The sequence below is a fragment of the Exiguobacterium sp. s57 genome, assembly GCF_018617685.1.
Classification (GTDB): domain Bacteria; phylum Bacillota; class Bacilli; order Exiguobacteriales; family Exiguobacteriaceae; genus Exiguobacterium; species Exiguobacterium marinum.
In genome coordinates, this window is record NZ_JACSKR010000001.1 from 380,686 (window position 1) to 398,139 (window position 17,454).

Annotated in this window: 19 protein-coding genes; 15 read left to right on the forward strand and 4 right to left on the reverse strand. The window is 45.9% G+C overall.

Annotation, left to right across the window (positions count from 1 at the left end; genetic code table 11):
* Positions 1 to 109: 109 nt before the first annotated feature.
* Positions 110 to 1,201 (forward strand): FUSC family protein, encoded by a 1,092-nt coding sequence (locus KNO98_RS01960; RefSeq protein WP_026825989.1) that lies wholly within the window; start codon positions 110 to 112, stop codon positions 1,199 to 1,201.
* Between the two features lie 279 nt (positions 1,202 to 1,480).
* Entirely contained in the window at positions 1,481 to 1,636 is a 156-nt protein-coding gene (locus KNO98_RS01965; RefSeq protein ID WP_214698539.1) for a hypothetical protein, read from the forward strand.
* Positions 1,637 to 1,948: 312 nt separating this feature from the next.
* Here KNO98_RS01965 and KNO98_RS01970 read toward each other — a convergent pair whose 3' ends face one another.
* Both KNO98_RS01970 and KNO98_RS01975 read right to left on the reverse strand, forming a co-directional pair.
* Complete coding sequence (locus KNO98_RS01970) at positions 1,949 to 2,803, reverse strand: ATP-binding cassette domain-containing protein (protein WP_214698541.1); 855 nt, start codon at positions 2,801 to 2,803, stop codon at positions 1,949 to 1,951.
* Positions 2,804 to 2,821: 18 nt separating this feature from the next.
* Positions 2,822 to 4,816 (reverse strand): hypothetical protein, encoded by a 1,995-nt coding sequence (locus KNO98_RS01975; RefSeq protein ID WP_214698543.1) that lies wholly within the window; start codon positions 4,814 to 4,816, stop codon positions 2,822 to 2,824.
* A gap of 226 nt (positions 4,817 to 5,042) precedes the next feature.
* On the opposite strand from KNO98_RS01975, the gene KNO98_RS01980 reads away from it, so the two are divergent.
* From KNO98_RS01980 to KNO98_RS01990, 3 genes are all read left to right on the forward strand, one after another.
* Positions 5,043 to 5,510 (forward strand): hypothetical protein, encoded by a 468-nt coding sequence (locus KNO98_RS01980; protein WP_214698545.1) that lies wholly within the window; start codon positions 5,043 to 5,045, stop codon positions 5,508 to 5,510.
* Between the two features lie 396 nt (positions 5,511 to 5,906).
* Positions 5,907 to 6,434, forward strand: a complete 528-nt coding sequence (locus tag KNO98_RS01985; protein ID WP_214698551.1) for a PH domain-containing protein — start codon at positions 5,907 to 5,909, stop codon at positions 6,432 to 6,434.
* The gene (locus tag KNO98_RS01990) at positions 6,431 to 7,930 is read left to right on the forward strand and encodes a PH domain-containing protein (protein ID WP_214698554.1); all 1,500 of its coding nucleotides are present in this window, start codon (positions 6,431 to 6,433) and stop codon (positions 7,928 to 7,930) included. The genes KNO98_RS01985 and KNO98_RS01990 overlap by 4 nt, the downstream gene beginning before the upstream one ends.
* A 212-nt stretch (positions 7,931 to 8,142) precedes the next feature.
* On the opposite strand, the gene KNO98_RS14745 is transcribed toward KNO98_RS01990, so the two are convergent.
* Complete coding sequence (locus KNO98_RS14745) at positions 8,143 to 8,265, reverse strand: hypothetical protein (RefSeq protein WP_255349577.1); 123 nt, start codon at positions 8,263 to 8,265, stop codon at positions 8,143 to 8,145.
* Positions 8,266 to 8,547: 282 nt separating this feature from the next.
* Between KNO98_RS14745 and KNO98_RS01995 the strand changes: the two genes are divergently transcribed.
* From KNO98_RS01995 to KNO98_RS02010, 4 genes are all read left to right on the forward strand, one after another.
* Complete coding sequence (locus tag KNO98_RS01995; RefSeq protein WP_214698556.1) at positions 8,548 to 9,810, forward strand: NCS2 family permease; 1,263 nt, start codon at positions 8,548 to 8,550, stop codon at positions 9,808 to 9,810.
* 108 nt (positions 9,811 to 9,918) lie between these two features.
* Positions 9,919 to 10,386, forward strand: coding sequence for a DinB family protein (locus KNO98_RS02000; protein ID WP_214698558.1), 468 nt, complete (start codon positions 9,919 to 9,921; stop codon positions 10,384 to 10,386).
* Positions 10,383 to 10,874, forward strand: coding sequence for a DUF3916 domain-containing protein (locus KNO98_RS02005; RefSeq protein WP_214698560.1), 492 nt, complete (start codon positions 10,383 to 10,385; stop codon positions 10,872 to 10,874). Before KNO98_RS02000 ends, KNO98_RS02005 begins: the two co-directional genes overlap by 4 nt.
* 92 nt (positions 10,875 to 10,966) lie before the next feature.
* Complete coding sequence (locus KNO98_RS02010; protein WP_214698562.1) at positions 10,967 to 11,209, forward strand: NUDIX hydrolase; 243 nt, start codon at positions 10,967 to 10,969, stop codon at positions 11,207 to 11,209.
* Between the two features lie 48 nt (positions 11,210 to 11,257).
* Here the strand turns inward: KNO98_RS02010 and KNO98_RS02015 are convergent, their stop codons facing one another.
* Entirely contained in the window at positions 11,258 to 11,968 is a 711-nt protein-coding gene (locus KNO98_RS02015; RefSeq protein ID WP_214698563.1) for a GntR family transcriptional regulator, read from the reverse strand.
* Between the two features lie 137 nt (positions 11,969 to 12,105).
* Between KNO98_RS02015 and bglA the strand changes: the two genes are divergently transcribed.
* The 6 genes from bglA (at position 12,106) to KNO98_RS02045 (ending at position 17,442) form a co-directional block, all read left to right on the forward strand.
* Positions 12,106 to 13,542 (forward strand): 6-phospho-beta-glucosidase, encoded by a 1,437-nt coding sequence (bglA, locus tag KNO98_RS02020; protein ID WP_214698565.1) that lies wholly within the window; start codon positions 12,106 to 12,108, stop codon positions 13,540 to 13,542.
* 92 nt (positions 13,543 to 13,634) lie between these two features.
* On the forward strand, positions 13,635 to 14,444 hold the full coding sequence (locus KNO98_RS02025; RefSeq protein WP_214698567.1) for an MBL fold metallo-hydrolase: 810 nt from the start codon (positions 13,635 to 13,637) through the stop codon (positions 14,442 to 14,444).
* A gap of 69 nt (positions 14,445 to 14,513) precedes the next feature.
* Positions 14,514 to 14,837 carry an ArsR/SmtB family transcription factor gene (locus tag KNO98_RS02030; RefSeq protein ID WP_026825977.1) on the forward strand — a complete coding sequence of 108 codons (324 nt, stop codon included), beginning with the start codon at positions 14,514 to 14,516 and terminating at the stop codon, positions 14,835 to 14,837.
* 87 nt (positions 14,838 to 14,924) lie between these two features.
* Positions 14,925 to 15,749 (forward strand): SDR family oxidoreductase, encoded by an 825-nt coding sequence (locus KNO98_RS02035; protein WP_214698568.1) that lies wholly within the window; start codon positions 14,925 to 14,927, stop codon positions 15,747 to 15,749.
* Between the two features lie 192 nt (positions 15,750 to 15,941).
* Positions 15,942 to 16,496, forward strand: coding sequence for a helix-turn-helix domain-containing protein (locus tag KNO98_RS02040; protein WP_214698570.1), 555 nt, complete (start codon positions 15,942 to 15,944; stop codon positions 16,494 to 16,496).
* Positions 16,489 to 17,442 (forward strand): alpha/beta hydrolase, encoded by a 954-nt coding sequence (locus KNO98_RS02045; RefSeq protein WP_214698572.1) that lies wholly within the window; start codon positions 16,489 to 16,491, stop codon positions 17,440 to 17,442. Before KNO98_RS02040 ends, KNO98_RS02045 begins: the two co-directional genes overlap by 8 nt.
* Positions 17,443 to 17,454 lie beyond the last annotated feature (12 nt).

Sequence of the window (17,454 nt, forward strand, 5' to 3'; positions counted from 1 at the left end):
ACTGCCTGAAATGGTTCGATTATGCTTGAAAAGAATGTGGTACGTTTTAGAATTGAAGAAGAAGGCAAAAAATACATATGACAGCTGTAAGAGAGGAAGGCACCACTACATGAAATTTGGGGCTAGAACTATTAAGACCGGACTATCGGTCGCAATCGTCTTACTGATTGCCGAGGCGTTTCAATTCCAACAAATCGTCGTCCCGGCACTCGCTGCGTCACTAGCACTTCTGCCGTCTGTCTATCAGACTGGGCTTCGCCTAATCGAGGAGATGAAAGGGAATCTCATCGGAGCATTGCTTGCGGTCGGTTCCTTGCTACTGACTCCGAATCCGACACCGATTGCAATCGGATTCGTCATCATCATCGCCATCTCCATCCTTCTCTTTTTAAATTTAGAATCGACGACGCGCACCGTTATCTTGACGACGATTCTAATCATGGAAGGGGCAAGTCAGTCCGATATGCCGGTTTGGGTGTTTGCGGGCGAACGTTACTTACTCATCATGATGGGGATTACGGTTGCGTTAATCGTAAACGCACTTTTGTTCCCACCTCGGTATGAACGGAAACTCGAAGCACAAGTAACCGATGTCTTTCAAATGGTCGTCCGAATCGCGCGTTTGTTTGCTGAAACGGAAGGCGGTCGTTCATCATTCGAGTCGCTACCTGAAACGAAGAAGTTGCATAGTGACTCAAAGCAAACATATGCTTATTTTGAAGAAGAAATTAAAGCGAATCGCTGGCTTGAGAAGAAGACGCCGATTTTCCGACGAGCCGTTATTAAATCTAAGATGATTGAGACGAACCGGGCTGCACTCCATGTCATCGAGAAACTTGATCATGACTTCCATACAATCGAACAACTCCCCCCGCAACTAAGCGAAGAGTTGTATCGCCATATTCGTCACTTGTTACGTCGACATGAGCGTCTGTTTTCAGCCTATGAACTCGAGAACGAGCACCTCATCGATCGGGAAGAGGATCTTATCCATGAGAACTTTGACTTTGCGAAGTTAATGATTGAGAGGATGCGAGAAGAAGAGGAAGAACTCATCCTCATCGTTGTGCCGCTCGTGGCAACGATGACCGACTGGGTCAAGGCAATGAATGAACTCGAACGCTATCTTGTCACTGAAATGAAGAAACATGGGGACAACTTAAAAGTGGAACCGCGTAAGAAATGGTTTTTTGAAGACTAAAAAGGAAAAAAAATTATAAAAAACCTGAAGGAGTACACGGTTTCGAATGCTCCTTCAGGTTTTTATTTGGCTGAAATAATAACAGAGTGATCTATAGAAAAGTGAATAAATCTCTTCAACCTCTTTTGTATAAACGTACAAGTGCCAGACAAACAAAAATTAACGAAATGAACACGATCAAACTGATTTTTTGCATATAAATTGTAAGATCATAATACTCATAGAAGTAAAAGATATGCGGCCAAGGCATAAACTCACCTCGTGTGATAACCTCGATGAGTGTATAGGTTAGTACGAGGGCAGTCGCATACTCGAAGCTTTTTAGAAGAAGAACCAGACCCGCTCCAATCGACCAAAACAGAGTTAGTAAAAGTAGATGATGAACCAGTATTAATGGATTTGTTTGAATCAATCGGAACGCGCCATCGATATTAAATAGCAATAAAAGATACCCTATAACATATAATATGAACAGGAACACGAAATTGAACCCAATCCATTTTCGGTAGTGTGGGATTAATGTGTAATAAGCTCCTGTGTCGTAAAGCGGCTGAAAATAGAGAATGACTGACCATGAAATCCAAGGCAGGTAGAGTGAATGGACAATCTGTATACTGAGGTACAATTCTGAACTATCCCTTATTACAATAAGGAGAGAGGCACAGAATGCAAGTAGCGGGAAAATCCCAAGCAACCGCTGATATCTCCATTCAAACAATTGAATTCTTAGTATACGATATATATCCATCATTGCTCCCTCATCACAGCTAAGTAACCATCGGCAAGCCGAGGAACGATGTTCGCATCGCCTTTCTCTTCATCAAAATATCGGATACAGGCCCCGTCTGATGTTTCTTCGATATGTACTACATCATGATCTTTCACCCATTTATTCAATTCCATAAGATTGATTTGCGATTCCACCAAAGAACCTTCTGCTTTCTTCTTCAATTCCTCAGGTGTACCTTCGAATAAGACGTGTCCGTTCGACAAGAGTCCAATCTTTGTACATAAAAACTCAATATCCTCCACGATATGTGAAGAAATAATGATTGTATGATCATGACTTAAGTCGCGAAGAAGGTTGCGGAAGCGGATTCGTTCTTCGATATCAAGGCCCGCAGTTGGTTCATCGAAGACGAGTATTTCCGGCTCACGCAACAACAATTGTGCAATCCCAACGCGGCGTCGCATCCCACCTGATAGTTCTTCCATCTTCAGGTGGGATTTATCGGTCAAGTTGACTCTTTCTAATGCTTGTTGAATGACACTCTCTTGTTTCTTGCGGTCGACGATACCTTGCAACAGGGCTAGATGCAAGAGAACTTCGTTTACAGACAGGGAGGGGTAAACATTAAAATCTTGGGCTAAGAAACCTATCATCCCAGCTGTATCCGCATATTTACGTTTCATCATTGATTGACCGTTCACTCGGATATCTCCACCGGACGCATTCGTTAGCCCGCAAATGATTTTCATTAATGTCGTCTTTCCCGCTCCGTTCGACCCAAGGAGACCGTATATCCCTTCGATGTTGAGCGAGACATGATCGAGAACCATATGTTTCTTGTACCTTTTCACGATGTGTTCCACTTGTATCATGGTGTACCTCCAAATCACTTATACTTTTGACGTACTGTTCAAATCCAGATACCATTTTTTCAAAAAGATGAGTTGCTGTTGATGAGTCAATTGCATGAATTCCGATATTTTCTTTTTAGATACAGCCAGTTCATCCCCATTAAGAATTGATTCTAAGAAGAAAGTATCTGGTTCGAGCGGCGAGGGAAGATTTAATTCGACAGACAGCCAAAAAGCCATCGCATCATCGAATGCCGCGCGAGTCGGCTGGATTTGGCTGTCTGTCTTTGAATGTGACCAAAACAAGGCAGACATGTATGCTCTAACGACTTCTGGTAGGTCATGATCTAACCGTAAATTACTTCCGACATGAAGGAGTAAATGCTGATCATCAAGATAACTGTATTTCTCAAGATTAGGCGATAAGAGGATGATCTTTTCAGGCAACGAGCTTGATACATCGAACTCTCTTTCAGTGATTGCATGAATTGATTGAAGAGTTGCTTTTAGAATCGGCCAATATGAGTATGGCGGTGTCCATGACTGGTCGACGATTACTTCTTGGCCATCCACTTGATACGCTTCAAATGATCCCTCAAACAACGTCACCCCTGTCTGCACACCTTCATAATGAGCAGGCGCTTTCTCAGTAAGGTTTGTTAAAAACTTAGACTGTGTCGAATAATGCAGCGTGACAGGTACGCTATTCGTTCGATTAATCACAGGCTTAAAGTTCTCAGACCCGAGTCTGCTGTTTGGGTAAGATTGTTTTGTTGGATACCAGTTTAACCAAGCAGGCAAATAAGTGACTTCTTTATTGATCGGAAATAGACTTGTGTTAGGGATTGTGTATTGGACGGTCAGTGCAGTTGGTGCTCCGAGCGTTACAGCCTCAATCTCGATGAAATCTCCAACTTGGCGGAACAATACCTCTTGCTGGTTTACACTGATACTTTTCACTTGATAATGATGATAGAGCGATAACACGATTGTCTCTGTGTTCGAAACTATCGTATAGTCTGCTTCCACTTCGAACTGATCATGTTGTTGCTTCTCTAATTTCAACTGTACATCGATTATTTCATAGTTCAAAGATGAATCCATCTGTGAAAAATCATATGGATAAGGTAGTTCATAATGTTCTGTCGTTTCCGTATCGAGAGAACGATCGAATACCAACTGGTCATGATTCAATGCGAAAGAAGCACTAGACGCGATCACTGAGAATAGGATGATTGTGAGGACTGTCATCTGAATACGGTGAGTCCGTCTGATTGCCCAATACGAGATGATCCATAAGGTGAGCCCAAAATGAAAACATAAAATCAACATGTTTTTAATGAATAGTGCGTTGCTACTCAAGAAACCTGTCAGTTCGTAATAGATGACCTCAGGTTGTAGAGGGCCGAAAAAGAAGAAAGCATTTGGGTTATTAAATCCTTTTTTTAAGAAGAACTCAGAAAAAATCTCTGTATTCAGTGGTCCGAACAATATCCATAGGATAAAGAGGACGAGAATGCCGCTTCGCTTTTTTCCGAACAGGAGACCCACATTGATTCCCCATAGCGCGGCAATCAGTAGTGGGAGTAAATAGAAAGTAACTGAATGGAAGAACAGTTGCTGATAAAAGGACCATGTTTCGATTTGGTTAAATAAGAAATAAGTGACGACAGGTAGAAGCCCGAGTAAGATGGCACAAAATGAAAAGAACGTATGCATGAAGAGTAGGGCGACAATCTTTTGAAATTGAATCCACACAATGTTTGGAAGAGTCAACTGACTTCTATATTGTGCCTCATCTGAAGTAAGACGATACATGACTACGCTGACAATCAACATAACACCTTGAATAGGAATCACTATGCCGCCTAAGACATTAGGAAACATCATGTACTCGAACGGCTCGTTCACGTTCGCAACGATTTTAAATATGAGGACAACCGGGATAAAGATAAGTGCAATCAAATAGAATACGTTTCGGCTCATCTGTTTAAAATAAAAAGGAATCAATTCTTTTAATATGTTTTGTTTCATAGTTACCTCGATGAATGTGTTGTGGTTTAATTGATAACGAGATTGGTTTAATTATCTCAGTTATATCCACAAGTGTAAATCGATTCCAAGTATATACGAGTCAATATAGACTTAATGAATCAATTGGTAATAAACGTAAGTTGTGTTAGTCTGGAAAAATCGTTGACAACGTTAAGAAGTCTATCGCTATATTGCTGTTAACATCTACTTTTGAAGGGGGATAAACATGAAAAAGATGTTCATAACACTCATACTGATGACCACAATGATGATGTCGTTGATTGGTTGTGGCGCGACATCCTCTACAGAAGAGATGTACCCTCGTCCGGTGATTTCTTTCGATGCCGGAACCATTCTCGCAGATGCTCAGAATCATCAGATAAAAATGCTGATGCTATCAAGTGTACCGATGGATAACGTTGACGTGACCGGGGCAGTCGAAGAGTTAGAAGGATTCAAAGCAAAAAATGATGCATATCTTGATGAACTGAATGAATTGAAGCATAAGGAAGCGACTTCTGAAGAGTATAAAATGTTGCTTATCGAATATCTTCAAGAGGAAAATGCCTATATCGACAAAACCATTGAGGCCGTGTATGCCAAAGAAATCTCTCGGCCCAGTCGTTTTTCATTGGAAACACTTTATGCGAGAGCGAACGAAAAAATTGCACGATTCCGCTACGAACCAAAGTAAAGATCCTGTTTATAAACAAACTCGAGAGAAGAATTACGAATTAATCGGAGAGACGAACCGATTGGAAGGTTCGTTTTTTTTGATTTATCCGAGGTACAATTGTCATACGATTGAAAACGCTGGAGACGGGAGGAAACCTTAAATAATCAAGCGGTCGTTTGAGCACACGACAAAGTATTGGAACATCACCGTTATGGGCGATCTGACGGGTGATTTGAAAGTGGAGGGATTAGCAGCCATCCATCGATTAAAACAAGCTTTCGAAATAGAGGTCCAGTCTATATTTGATGAGTTATATAAACGCTTAAGTACATTCCCGACCGAATCCTGAAACTTTTCGAGAAGAAACACGTATACAATAGAGACAGATACATAAGAACGATAGGGGGATTCACCATGTCAGAAACAACACCGACACCAGAAGAAGGTGGCACACCACAACGAATCAGCGGCACACTTCCAATCGAGGCACGTGCCGTCTTCCGGTTATCAAGTGCGATTTTTTATATCATTGGACTTCTCATCACGGGAGCTCTTGTTGTCGCATCATACTGGTTCGACTGGCCGACTTGGCTACAGATTGGTTTAATCGTGCTACTCGTCATCGATGTCGTCTATAGCTTGATTGATCTCATCTGGTTCCAAAAGTGGAAACAAGAACGATTCACGTATGATGTCCAGCCACTTGAAATCCGGATTCATCATGGGATCATCACGACACATGACGTACTCATCCCGATGACAAAAGTCCAGTATGTCCATGCGGCACAAGGACCGCTTCTCCGTAAATACGGATTACAGACCATCACCATCGGAACAGCGGCCGGTTCTCACGACATCTATGCGATTGAAGAGTCTTTTGCGAAGACGCTCCGTGAACAAATCGCCATCTATGCGCGAATTGAAGAGGAGGATGTCGTATGACCGATTCTGCGTTAACGTGGCATCGACTTCCAAATCGTGTTTTAGTACTACGCATCCTAGAGGTCATCAAATCATTCGCCATTCCAATCGTGTTATTGTTCGTGCTTAATAACGACTGGGATTCGACTTATGGAATCATTCTCCGAGTCGGGATCTTACTCTTCCTCTTGCTCGACATCGTCCAGAAATTCTTTGGATGGTTAAACTTCCGTTATGCCCTTGACGAAAAAACCGTCTATGTCATTGAAGGGAACTGGTTGAAAAAAGAAAAGTCGCTCCCGCTCTATAAAATTCAAAGCGTCCATTCGAACAGCCCGTTCCTTTATCGATTGCTTGGTGTCGTGGAATTGACGTTCGATACGAACGCTAACAGTGACGATGCTTCTTTCAAACTGGCTGGTGTCTTTCCGACAGAAGCCAAACGACTTGAAGAGATTCTCGAGCAAGTCCGTCATCGGAAACAGAATGCACAAACCGAAGGCGATTCTGAAGAGTCGGATGCGACACCTGAACAGTCAGAGCCGTTACCAAGCCGTCTGTTATACGCCTTGTCGACGCGCGAAATCGTGTTGGCTTCCGTCACGTCGCTCTCTGTCTTCGCCATCTTCCCGATCGCCTCGACGATCATCTCGTCGATTGACGACTTCATCAACTTGGATGGGGCGTTCAATCAGGTCGAAGATTATGTCATCCGTGCGTCCATCATCGTCATCGGTCTTCTCGTCATCGGGGTGTTGATGCTATCGGTCGTGATCGGCATGGTCATCAACTTCTTGAAGTATGGGAACTTCCGGCTCGAGCGGAGAGGGGAGCGCATTCGTGTCGAAAAAGGATTGTTGAACCGGATTGCGAAAGAGATCCCATATGAGAAGATTCAAGCAATCCGGATTAAAGAAACGTTCATCCGTCGCTGGTTCCACATCGTCGGAGTCGAACTCGTCGCAGCAGGCACGATGGATGAATTGAAGGACGAGTCGTCGACGATTCTCCCGTTCGTCCGGCGTGACCGAGCGATGAGGGTGCTCCGTGAACACTTCACTCACTTCACGTGGTCGGACGAACTACATCGACTCCCGAGACGTGCGTTAGGAATCAAACTACTACGAATCAGCTGGTTCGGCTTCATCCTATCAGGACTCGTGCTCTACTTCTTCCGAGATTACGCATGGTGGCTCCTCCTGTTATGGGCCATTATCATCGGAGGACGCGTGCTCAGTTACGTCACAACCAAGTATGTCCGCACCGATCAATTCATTCAGTTACGGACTGGAGCATTCAACGTCCAATCGTTCTTGACGGACAAACCGCGAATCGAACAGATTCAAGTGAAGCAATCGCTCTTGCAACGTCGGTTCGGACTTTGTACGGTTCAGTTCTCGACTCGAGGAGGATTCTTGTCCATCGAGATAATTGACGACATTCCGAAAGAAGAAGCGGACGAGATGCTCGTCTGGTTCTCTCGTTATAACGAACTCAAAGAAAAACGCTCAGGATAAAGTTTCCTGAGCGTTTGAATTATTTGTGATTTTCGTGTCAAATGATGTTTCTCTTACTGAAAACGCGGATAAAGTATGGTATGATGCAAGTAGAAAGAGATCGGTGCTGGACACACCGACCTCTGGCTTACAGGCTACCACTTTAAGAGTGGTCCCAGCCGCCACAATGGTTAGTGAATCAGAAAGTGACCCATCTCATTGCGCCGAGGGGGTCATTTTTTTGTGCGTTCAGACGTTGCACGATCGGATGTTCGGTGAATCACCAAGTGAACGATGATCGGAGCGAGGATTGGAATCATGACATAATCCCCAACCCAGGTCCAAAGTTGTTCCATCCGCACCACCGCCTTCCTCCATTGTGGACTTGGCGGCTGACCCCACTATTGCTGCGTTAACCTGCCCCTTCATTATAACAGATTCGTTCGTAAAAAGGCGTTAAAAATAAGAACAAACGTTCTTATTTTATGAAATGAATCTTTTGAAGGAATCGGTCTCATGAATGGGTCCAAAGAAGGAATTGAGTCGAATCGCTCTTGCTTGTTAGATGTCTGACAGGATATAATCAATCTCGTGTGTATACACGGGTGGGTGAGGGTGCCAATAAAGGATTGATTCCTATGGCAAAACAAACAGAATGGAAAACAGAAACATATGGGGGCGTGCTGAACTTTCTGGCGACAGCATACATCCCGGCCGTGCATGCGGCAATTTTGACACAAGCCGGACTCCCGTTCGAAGGGGCGCTCGTCGGAGCGATTTTGACAAGCATCATCGGGACGTTGATTGCGGGATTCTTCAATCTTCCGCTGCTCTTGTTACCGGGGATGGGGATTAACGCGCTCTTCACGTACACGCTCGTCTTACAGATGGGCTTGAGCTGGCAAAGCGCGCTCGCGGTCTCGTTCGTCTCAGGTGTACTCGTCGTATTGTTGACGGTCACCAAAGTGGCGAGGAAATTGGCGAACGCCTTTCCACCAATCATTCATGACGGATTGACGGTCGGTCTCGGCCTCTTCCTCATCTTGATCGGTCTCGAGGCGGCTGGAATCGTCTCAGGCGGGGGTGGGGCATTGCTCCACATCGGTGACCTCGGGGAGCGTAACGTCCAGGTGGCCTTTCTATCACTCTTCGTCGCCATCTTGCTGTTCTTGAAGATGGGACCGAGCAGCTTCCTTTGGACGATCGGTTTCGGTGTCGGACTTAGTGCCGTGATGGGAACACTAGAATGGACGGGAAGCTTCGCATTGACACCATTCTTCGAGTCATTCGGCACGGTATTCGGAAACATCTCGTTCGCGGAATCTGCGTCTCCTCTCTTCTTGGTCGCGGTCGGTGTACTGACGCTCGTCTTGTTGATTGAAAACATCAGCTTGATCCAGAATCAGACACGGGCAATCGGCAAAGAAGAAGAGGCGCCGAAAGGTCTCGTCGCACAAGGTTTGTCGACGATGGCCGGGGCCATGTTCGGGTCAAGCCCAACTGTCTCAACAGTCGAAGTGGCTGCCGGGATATCGGTCGGTGCACGAGGCGGGATTGCTTCATTCGTCACATCGGGATTGTATGTGGTATCGCTCATATTGCTACCACTCTTTGCAATCATCCCCGTGACGGCGATTGCACCGGTGTTGATTATCATCGGCATGATGATGTTCCAGAACGTGAAGCACTTGCCGCTCGATAACTGGGAGCATGCCTTCCCGGCGATTCTCGTCATCATCATGATTCCGTTCACATATTCCATCGTCGATGGGATCGGTCTCGGGTTCATCGCATACACGATGATTGTTTTGTTCAAGAAGGGCTACCGGTCACTCAGTCCGGTCGTCGGTGTCTTGACCGTATTGTTCTTATTTTTCTTCTCATTACCAGTCTGGTTATAGAGACACGCACGGCATCGTTCATCACGAACGGTGCCCTTTTTATATGAATCGAATGAGACGGTTCATGCTATAATCGCAGTAATTTGAATGGAACGGGGAGGAGATTGGATGCAAGTCCTTCAGGAATTCGCATCGTACACAGAATGGCTCGAGTCGTTAGAAAAGCTGAGTGAATCCGATTGGAATGAACGAATGGATTCAGATAAGTGGACAGTGAAGCAAATCGTTCTACATATCGCCCATTGGGACAACCATCTGTTGAATGTCATTATCCCATCGGTGAAGAACGGGGAAGGGATGATTTTCCCTGACTTTGACTCGTTCAACGCGCGGGCGACGAAAAGGGCGGAGAAGTTATCGGGTGACGTCGTATTGAAGGAATCACTACAAAGTCGGCGAACGCTCGTCACGATGCTCGAGTCCCTAAGTGAAGAAGCGCTGACTTACAAAACGACAGCGAATGGTGTCTCTCATGATCCGCATCAAGGTGCCCCCTACTCGTTACATGTGATCATCGGGGAGTTCATCGAGCATGACCGACACCATATGAAGCAAGTCGAGTCGATCCTGAAATGAGACAACGGAAAGTGCGAGGTCTGAAACGGAAATTAAGTCGTCTTCAGCGAAATATGCAAAGGACCCATCATGATTTTCCAACTGAGTTTCATAATGGTTATTGGAATACCAAGATTCCGGTCGAACAAACCTTTTTACTGGATATTCAACACAATGCCCAAATCAAACAGACAATCATTCATACTCTGCTCGATCAAGCGACGCGTCTAACGAAACAACGCGTGGATGAACGAATGCGAGTCGTCGTGCTGCTAGATCTTCCTACACTTTGGAACTCTGAGCTTCTCGTGTTTCAAGATGAAGAGGTGTTACAAACGTTCATGCGGCGTGATTCATCCCATCAAAAATGGATCCCGATTTCTCATGAGAAAACGTTTATGAATAAATGGGACATTTGTAGTGATCAAGATATTCGCGTGTATGGATTTGAAGAATGGTTGTTCGACGAAGAAGATGAAGGTAGAGAATTGTGGATGCTCGTTCAATGAAAGGGCATTTTTCTTTTGTCTAAAAATATCTGAATATTCCGTTAAAGAGCATGGTAAAATCCTTTTAATTCCACGACAAACTCTCGAAGAATTTGAAACTGTTCGGAATCTATTCCGGTGATGAGGGATATGCCACTTATGAAAACGGTGATCGCGTCTATAGTGTTCAAGTCATCTTTTACACCCATTCATTCTCAGGAGAAATCGCTCAATTGACAGACGAAAGTCACGAACATCGATTTTTCTCAAGAGAAGACCTACCACGATTACATCAACATCAACGTCGGTTCATTGACGATTGGGTCGAACAGGTCAATCTCCCGGTCGTGAAGTGATATTCATCTCGCGACAAACAACCCCTCATGCGCGCATGAGGGGTTTCTTCACATATAGGGTCCGTTCGCCTGAATGACGAACTGGGAATGTGCGTAATGATAGGTGATCCGTGAATAGTCGAAAGGTTTTCCGTTCGTCAGATGAAAGATGGTTTCAATGCGAAGTGTCGGATCATTCTCTTGCAATCCGAGGTGGCCTGCTTCCACTTCCGTCAATCGATCGACCTGTAGATACATGTCAGAAAACCCAATCGTGACGCCGAGCGCCGATTGCACGTAATCGAAAATCGAGTCCGCCACGATTTCTCGATTCAAATAAGGGACGATGGCTTTCACATAATAGGATTCCTCATGACAGAGCACTTCCCCGTCCACATATCTCACCCGTTCGACCCGGTACACATCGTCAGACACGTCAATCCCTAGATTCTCCGCAACGGTTGCGTCTGGCTTCATGACAGACACATCAATCACATCAGACGTCAACACACGGTCTCCGAGATTGCTCTTGAATCCTTGGGTGGAGAAGAGGCTCATATAGCCGGGTCGATTATGTCGTCTGACGAAGATGCCGCTTCCCCGCAGTTGAAAGATGACCCCTTTTCGTTCGAGCAGCTCTAATGCTTTCGTGATGGTGCTCTTACTCACTGCATATTGATTCATCATCTGCTCCAGGACAGGGAGCTTATCCCCCTGTTTTAACTGTTGTTCGTTAATGTATTGTTCGATTTCATTCGCAATCTGTTGATATTTTAGCATGGTCATTCCTCACTTTTTCGTCACTGCTTTCATTATATCATGAGAAAACAAAAAATGTTTAAGTGTATCGACCTTGTTAAATTGTGCCGGTACAATTATACTTGACATGTATGATATATCAGAAGGAGGAACAGAGGATGAAGACGTTACCTAAAGATTTCCTATGGGGAGGCGCACTCGCCGCCCATCAATTCGAGGGCGGTTGGGACGCTGACGGAAAAGGGTCGAGCGTCGTCGATGTCTTGACAGCAGGCGCACACGGTGTCGCGCGCCGCATCACAGACAAGGTCGAGCCGAACGAGTTTTATCCGAACCATGAGGCGATTGATTTCTATCATCGTTATAAAGAAGATGTGGCGCTTTTCGCTGAGATGGGATTGAAATGCTTGCGTACCTCGATCGGGTGGAGTCGCATCTTCCCGAACGGGGATGATGCAGCACCGAACGAAGCAGGTCTTCAATTTTATGACGACTTGTTCGATGAGCTGTTGAAGCACGATATCGAGCCGATCATCACGCTCTCGCATTTTGAGATGCCGCTCCACCTTGCCCGTGAATACGGAGGATTTCGAAATCGTGAAGTCGTCGACCACTTCGTCCGCTTTGCAGAGGTCTGCTTCGACCGCTACAAAGACAAGGTCAAATACTGGATGACGTTCAACGAAATCAACAACAAGATGGACGTCAACAATCCTCTCTTCTTGTGGACCAATTCGGGTGTCCTCCTAGAGGAAGGGGAGAACGCGCGTGAAGTCATGTATCAGACCGGACACCACGAACTGATTGCGAGTGCACTCGCCGTCGCTAAAGGGAAAGCCATCAATCCGGATTTCAAGATTGGAGCGATGGTCTCTCACGTCCCGATCTATCCGTATTCATCAAACCCGGACGACGTCATGCTTGCCGAAGAGATGATGCGGCAACGCTATTTCTTCCCGGACGTACAAGTTCGTGGGTTCTATCCAAGTTACGCCTTGAACGAGTTCGAGCGGGAAGGGTACAACATCCCGATCCTCGAAGGGGACAAAGAGATTTTACAGAACGGGAAGGTCGATTATCTCGGTTTCAGCTATTATATGTCGACGACTGTGAAGAGTGACGTCGTCGCGGACAACAGCGGAGATATCGTCAACGGTGGTTTGCCGAACGGCGTCGAGAACCCGTATATCCAGTCGAGTGACTGGGGCTGGGCGGTCGACCCGGTCGGTCTCCGTTATGTGCTCAACCGACTCTATGATCGATACCAAATCCCGCTCTTCATCGTCGAGAATGGATTTGGTGCCGTCGATGAGATTGTCGACGGGAAGATTCATGACGCGGCCAGAATCGATTATTTGAAGGCACATATCGAACAATTGAAGCAAGCCGTCCTCTATGACGGGGTCGATTTGATCGGGTACACACCTTGGGGCATTATCGACATCGTCTCGTTCACGACAGGCGAGATGAAGAAGCGATACGGGATGATTTACGTCGACCGTGACAATGAAGGGAACGGATCGATGGAGCGGATGAAGAAAGACTCGTTCGACTGGTATAAGCGGGTCATCGCAACGAATGGGGAAGAACTATAAGTGAGACAAGGGGGCAAAGAACTGTGAAATGTCTGCAGGTCTTTGCTTTTTTTCGTTATAATATAAAAAACACGATACAGGAGGGAAGCCTTATGGAAGTGAAACAACATGGACCGGTGACGGCCGTTAGTGCCAAAGTAAAGAACGGTCCATTCGAAATGTCGATGTATGTGTATTACATCGATGGGATGATCATCGATACGGGGACGCGCACGATGCTCCCGGCTCTCCAATCGTTTTATGAGTCGGTCCCGATCGACCTTGTCAGTATCACACACCCTCACGAAGACCATATCGGAACCGCGGCCTGGCTTGAACGAACATACGGTGTCCCGATTTACATACGAGAATCCGCGTTGGAACTGTGCCGAACGGGGCTAGACATCCCCGATTATCGGGTACGCTTCTCCGGTGACCCGGAACCGTTTCAACCAATCGCCTATCATGACAATCAAATCACGTCAGAACATCATTCGTATGAGGTGATCTATACACCCGGCCATGAACCGAATCACGTCGTCTTATACGATGAGGAGAACGGTCGACTGTTCTCAGGTGATTTGTTCGTCCATCCGTATCCGAAAGTGATGATTCCAGAGGAGTCGCTCCCTGAACAGATCCGTTCGCTCAAGCGTGTCCTGACACTTGATTTCGAGGAAGTATACTGCCAACATGCCGGGCGTCTCGAACAGGGGAGGGCGCAATTGACTAAAAAGCTTGACTACCTCGAGCGCTTGACCGATGACGTGCTAACCAAAACCGCAGCAGGCTATACCATTGACGACATCAATGTCCGGCTCTTTCCCGAACCGTCACCGCTCGTCCAAATCTCAAAGCGAGACTATGATTCGAGACATATGATTTCAAGTATTCTTCGGGAAGTGTACGAACAACTTCGTTGACAGAAGGCGGATCACCTAGTATTCTAAATGTAGGATTAAACGTTTAAACTTTTGAACGGAGTGATGAATATGAAACAAACAGATACAACACCCGAGTTATCGCTTTCTTTATTTGAAGATGCGATCCCACTGTTCCAAGTATTAGCCGATGTCAATCGTCAACGGATCATCGTCGAGATCGCCAAACATGAACGCTTGAACGTCAATCAGATTGATGAAAAGATCGAGTTGTCTCGACCGGCCATCTCGCATCATCTTAAACTGTTGCGACAAGCGGGCATCGTCTCATCCGAGAAAGTCGGGACAGAGAACTTTTACTTCCTGACGCTCGAGGACGCGGTCGGACTGCTGAAGGCACTGACACGTGCGATCGAAGACGAATGCATCCTTTGACCTTTCTTTTTGGAAACAGAGAGAAAGGCTTCTTTTCCACCAATCAGTTTAAAAGTTTAAACATATAAACATTAAAGGAGAATGAACATGAATCAAAAACATACCATTGTCATCACAGGAGCATCGAGCGGAATCGGCCGGGCAACGGTCGAACTGTTCAGCAAACGAGGTTGGACTGTCGCCGCAACGATGCGACAACCTGAAGACCATCAAGAACTGTCTAACCTTAAAGGGGTGTCGCTCTATCAGCTAGATGTGACGAACGAGACGAGTATTCGAGAGGCATTTGAACAAACCGTCTCGGATCACGGAACGATCGATGTGTTGTTGAACAATGCCGGGTACGGTGCGGTCGGGATTTTCGAGGAAGCCTCGCCGGAACAGATTCAACGGCAATTTGATACGAACGTCTTCGGGGTCATGAACGTGATTCGGGCAGCACTTCCATACTTACGCAAACAGCGGAGCGGACGGATTGTGACCGTCTCCTCCGTCGGTGGACAGATCACATTCCCAATTTACAGCTTGTATCACAGTTCAAAATGGGCGATTGAAGGATTCATCGAATCGCTTCAGTTCGAATTGGCACCGTTCAATATCAACATGAAATTGATTGAACCGGGACCAATCAAGACAGACTTTTACGGTCGTTCCCAAGAACTCGTTCGCGACCAACCGCTCGATGTATATGATGACTATACGGAGGTCGCACTTCATAACACGAACGTCGCTGGTGCGAACGCCGAAGGACCTGATGTCGTCGCCGAGACGATTTGGCGCGCTGCGACCGAACGGAAGAAACGACTCCGTTATCCATCGGGTAAACAGGCAGGGTTATTGATTGCGCTCAAGCGCTATCTTCCGAACCGTCTATTCTTCGCGATTGTTCGAGGTGTCGTTGAAAAGAAGTAATAAATCACATCCTTTTTGTTTTCTATGGAAAATGAGAAGGATTTTTTAATGGTGTTTTTGAAGATGCATCACCTCACGATAGGGTAACCACAAACTTGATGACTTTTTGGATACAGATAGACATCTATTCAGGCGCATGATATTATCATAAGTAATAATATTATTAAATATGATAATAATGAGGTGAAGATGATGGACCAAGACGTTTTAAAAAGCCTGTTGAACCCGATTCGCATGAAAATCTTTCAACATGTTCTGATGAATGAAGGAGTGACGACCGCTGATTTGGCAAAAGTACTTCCTGATGTACCGCAGGCGAGCCTCTATCGCCATATCAACAAGATGGTACAAGATGAAATCTTATCCGTCGTCAGCGAGAACAAAGTACGCGGGGTGTATGAGAAGGTGTACGCGATTCAAAACAACCCGTTGACCAGCATCAACAAGATTGTGGAGGAAGAGGACCGCGAACAACTGTACATGGTCTGTTATACATTCACGATGTCACTGCTCATGGATTTTGGGAACTATCTGAAGCGCGACTCGATTGACCTTCAGAAAGACAAAGTTGGATTCCGAAGTATCCCGCTTTATCTGTCCGATTCTGAAAGTGATCGATTCTTAAAAGGTCTCTATGATCTATTAGAAAGTATGCTCGAACATGAACCGTCAGAAGAACGGACGTTACGAAAATTCTCCTATGCCGTCATGCCGGTCGGAGAAAAGGAGGAAGCGGAAGATGTATAAACAAGAAGAGGTATTGATTCAAGGAGAAACAACGATTGCTGCTACCCTAACGTCACCCAACCAGGAAAAGTCGACATTTCCAGCCATCGTCCTCATCGGGGGTACGGGAGGGTTGAACCGTGACGGAAACGGAATCGGATTCAAGTCGAACGTGTATGAAGACTTAGCAGAATGGCTGACAACACAAGGATTCGTCACGTTACGCTATGACAAACGTGGGGTTGGCAAGAGTGGCGGCAATCGAAATAGCGTCGGGCTGACAGGACTCGTTGATGACGTGACGGCTATCGTACGTTATCTGAAATCTCATGACCATGTCTCACAAGACATTTTATTGCTCGGTCATAGTGAAGGATGCATCATCGCAACGCTCGCGGCCGAACGTGAATCCGTTTCCGGTCTCATCCTGTTGTCCGGTGCCGGTGTCGCCTTGAAGACGAGCATGCAGGAACAGGCATATGCTTTGCTCGAAGAAGTGAAACGTACGAAAGGAATCAAGGGCAAGCTGCTTCGACTTAGCTTGAACGAGAAGTCGGTCATCGGGAAACAAGAAAAACTGTTCGAGCGCGTCACAGCAATGGATCAAGATATGATGCGTATCCAGCTGATGAAATTCCCTGCCAAATGGTTACGGGAGCATCTTGCTTACACAGACGAGTCGTTTCGGGAACGATTGGTTCAGTTGAACATTCCAACGCTCGCACTGACAGGGGACCGTGACGTTCAAACGGACGTCCGGCATCTAGACGAGCTCGACGCACTTCACGCGGAACATATCGAGGTACAAAAAGTTAAGGATATGGACCATATGTTGAAACATTTCGATGGTGAGATGAGTATTTTGGACGTGAAAAAACAATATCGTTCACAACTCAGGGAGCCGCTCCATCCTGAGCTACAGCATCAACTTCACGAATGGCTCATACGCCACAATTGGACATCATGACGAAAGGACAGC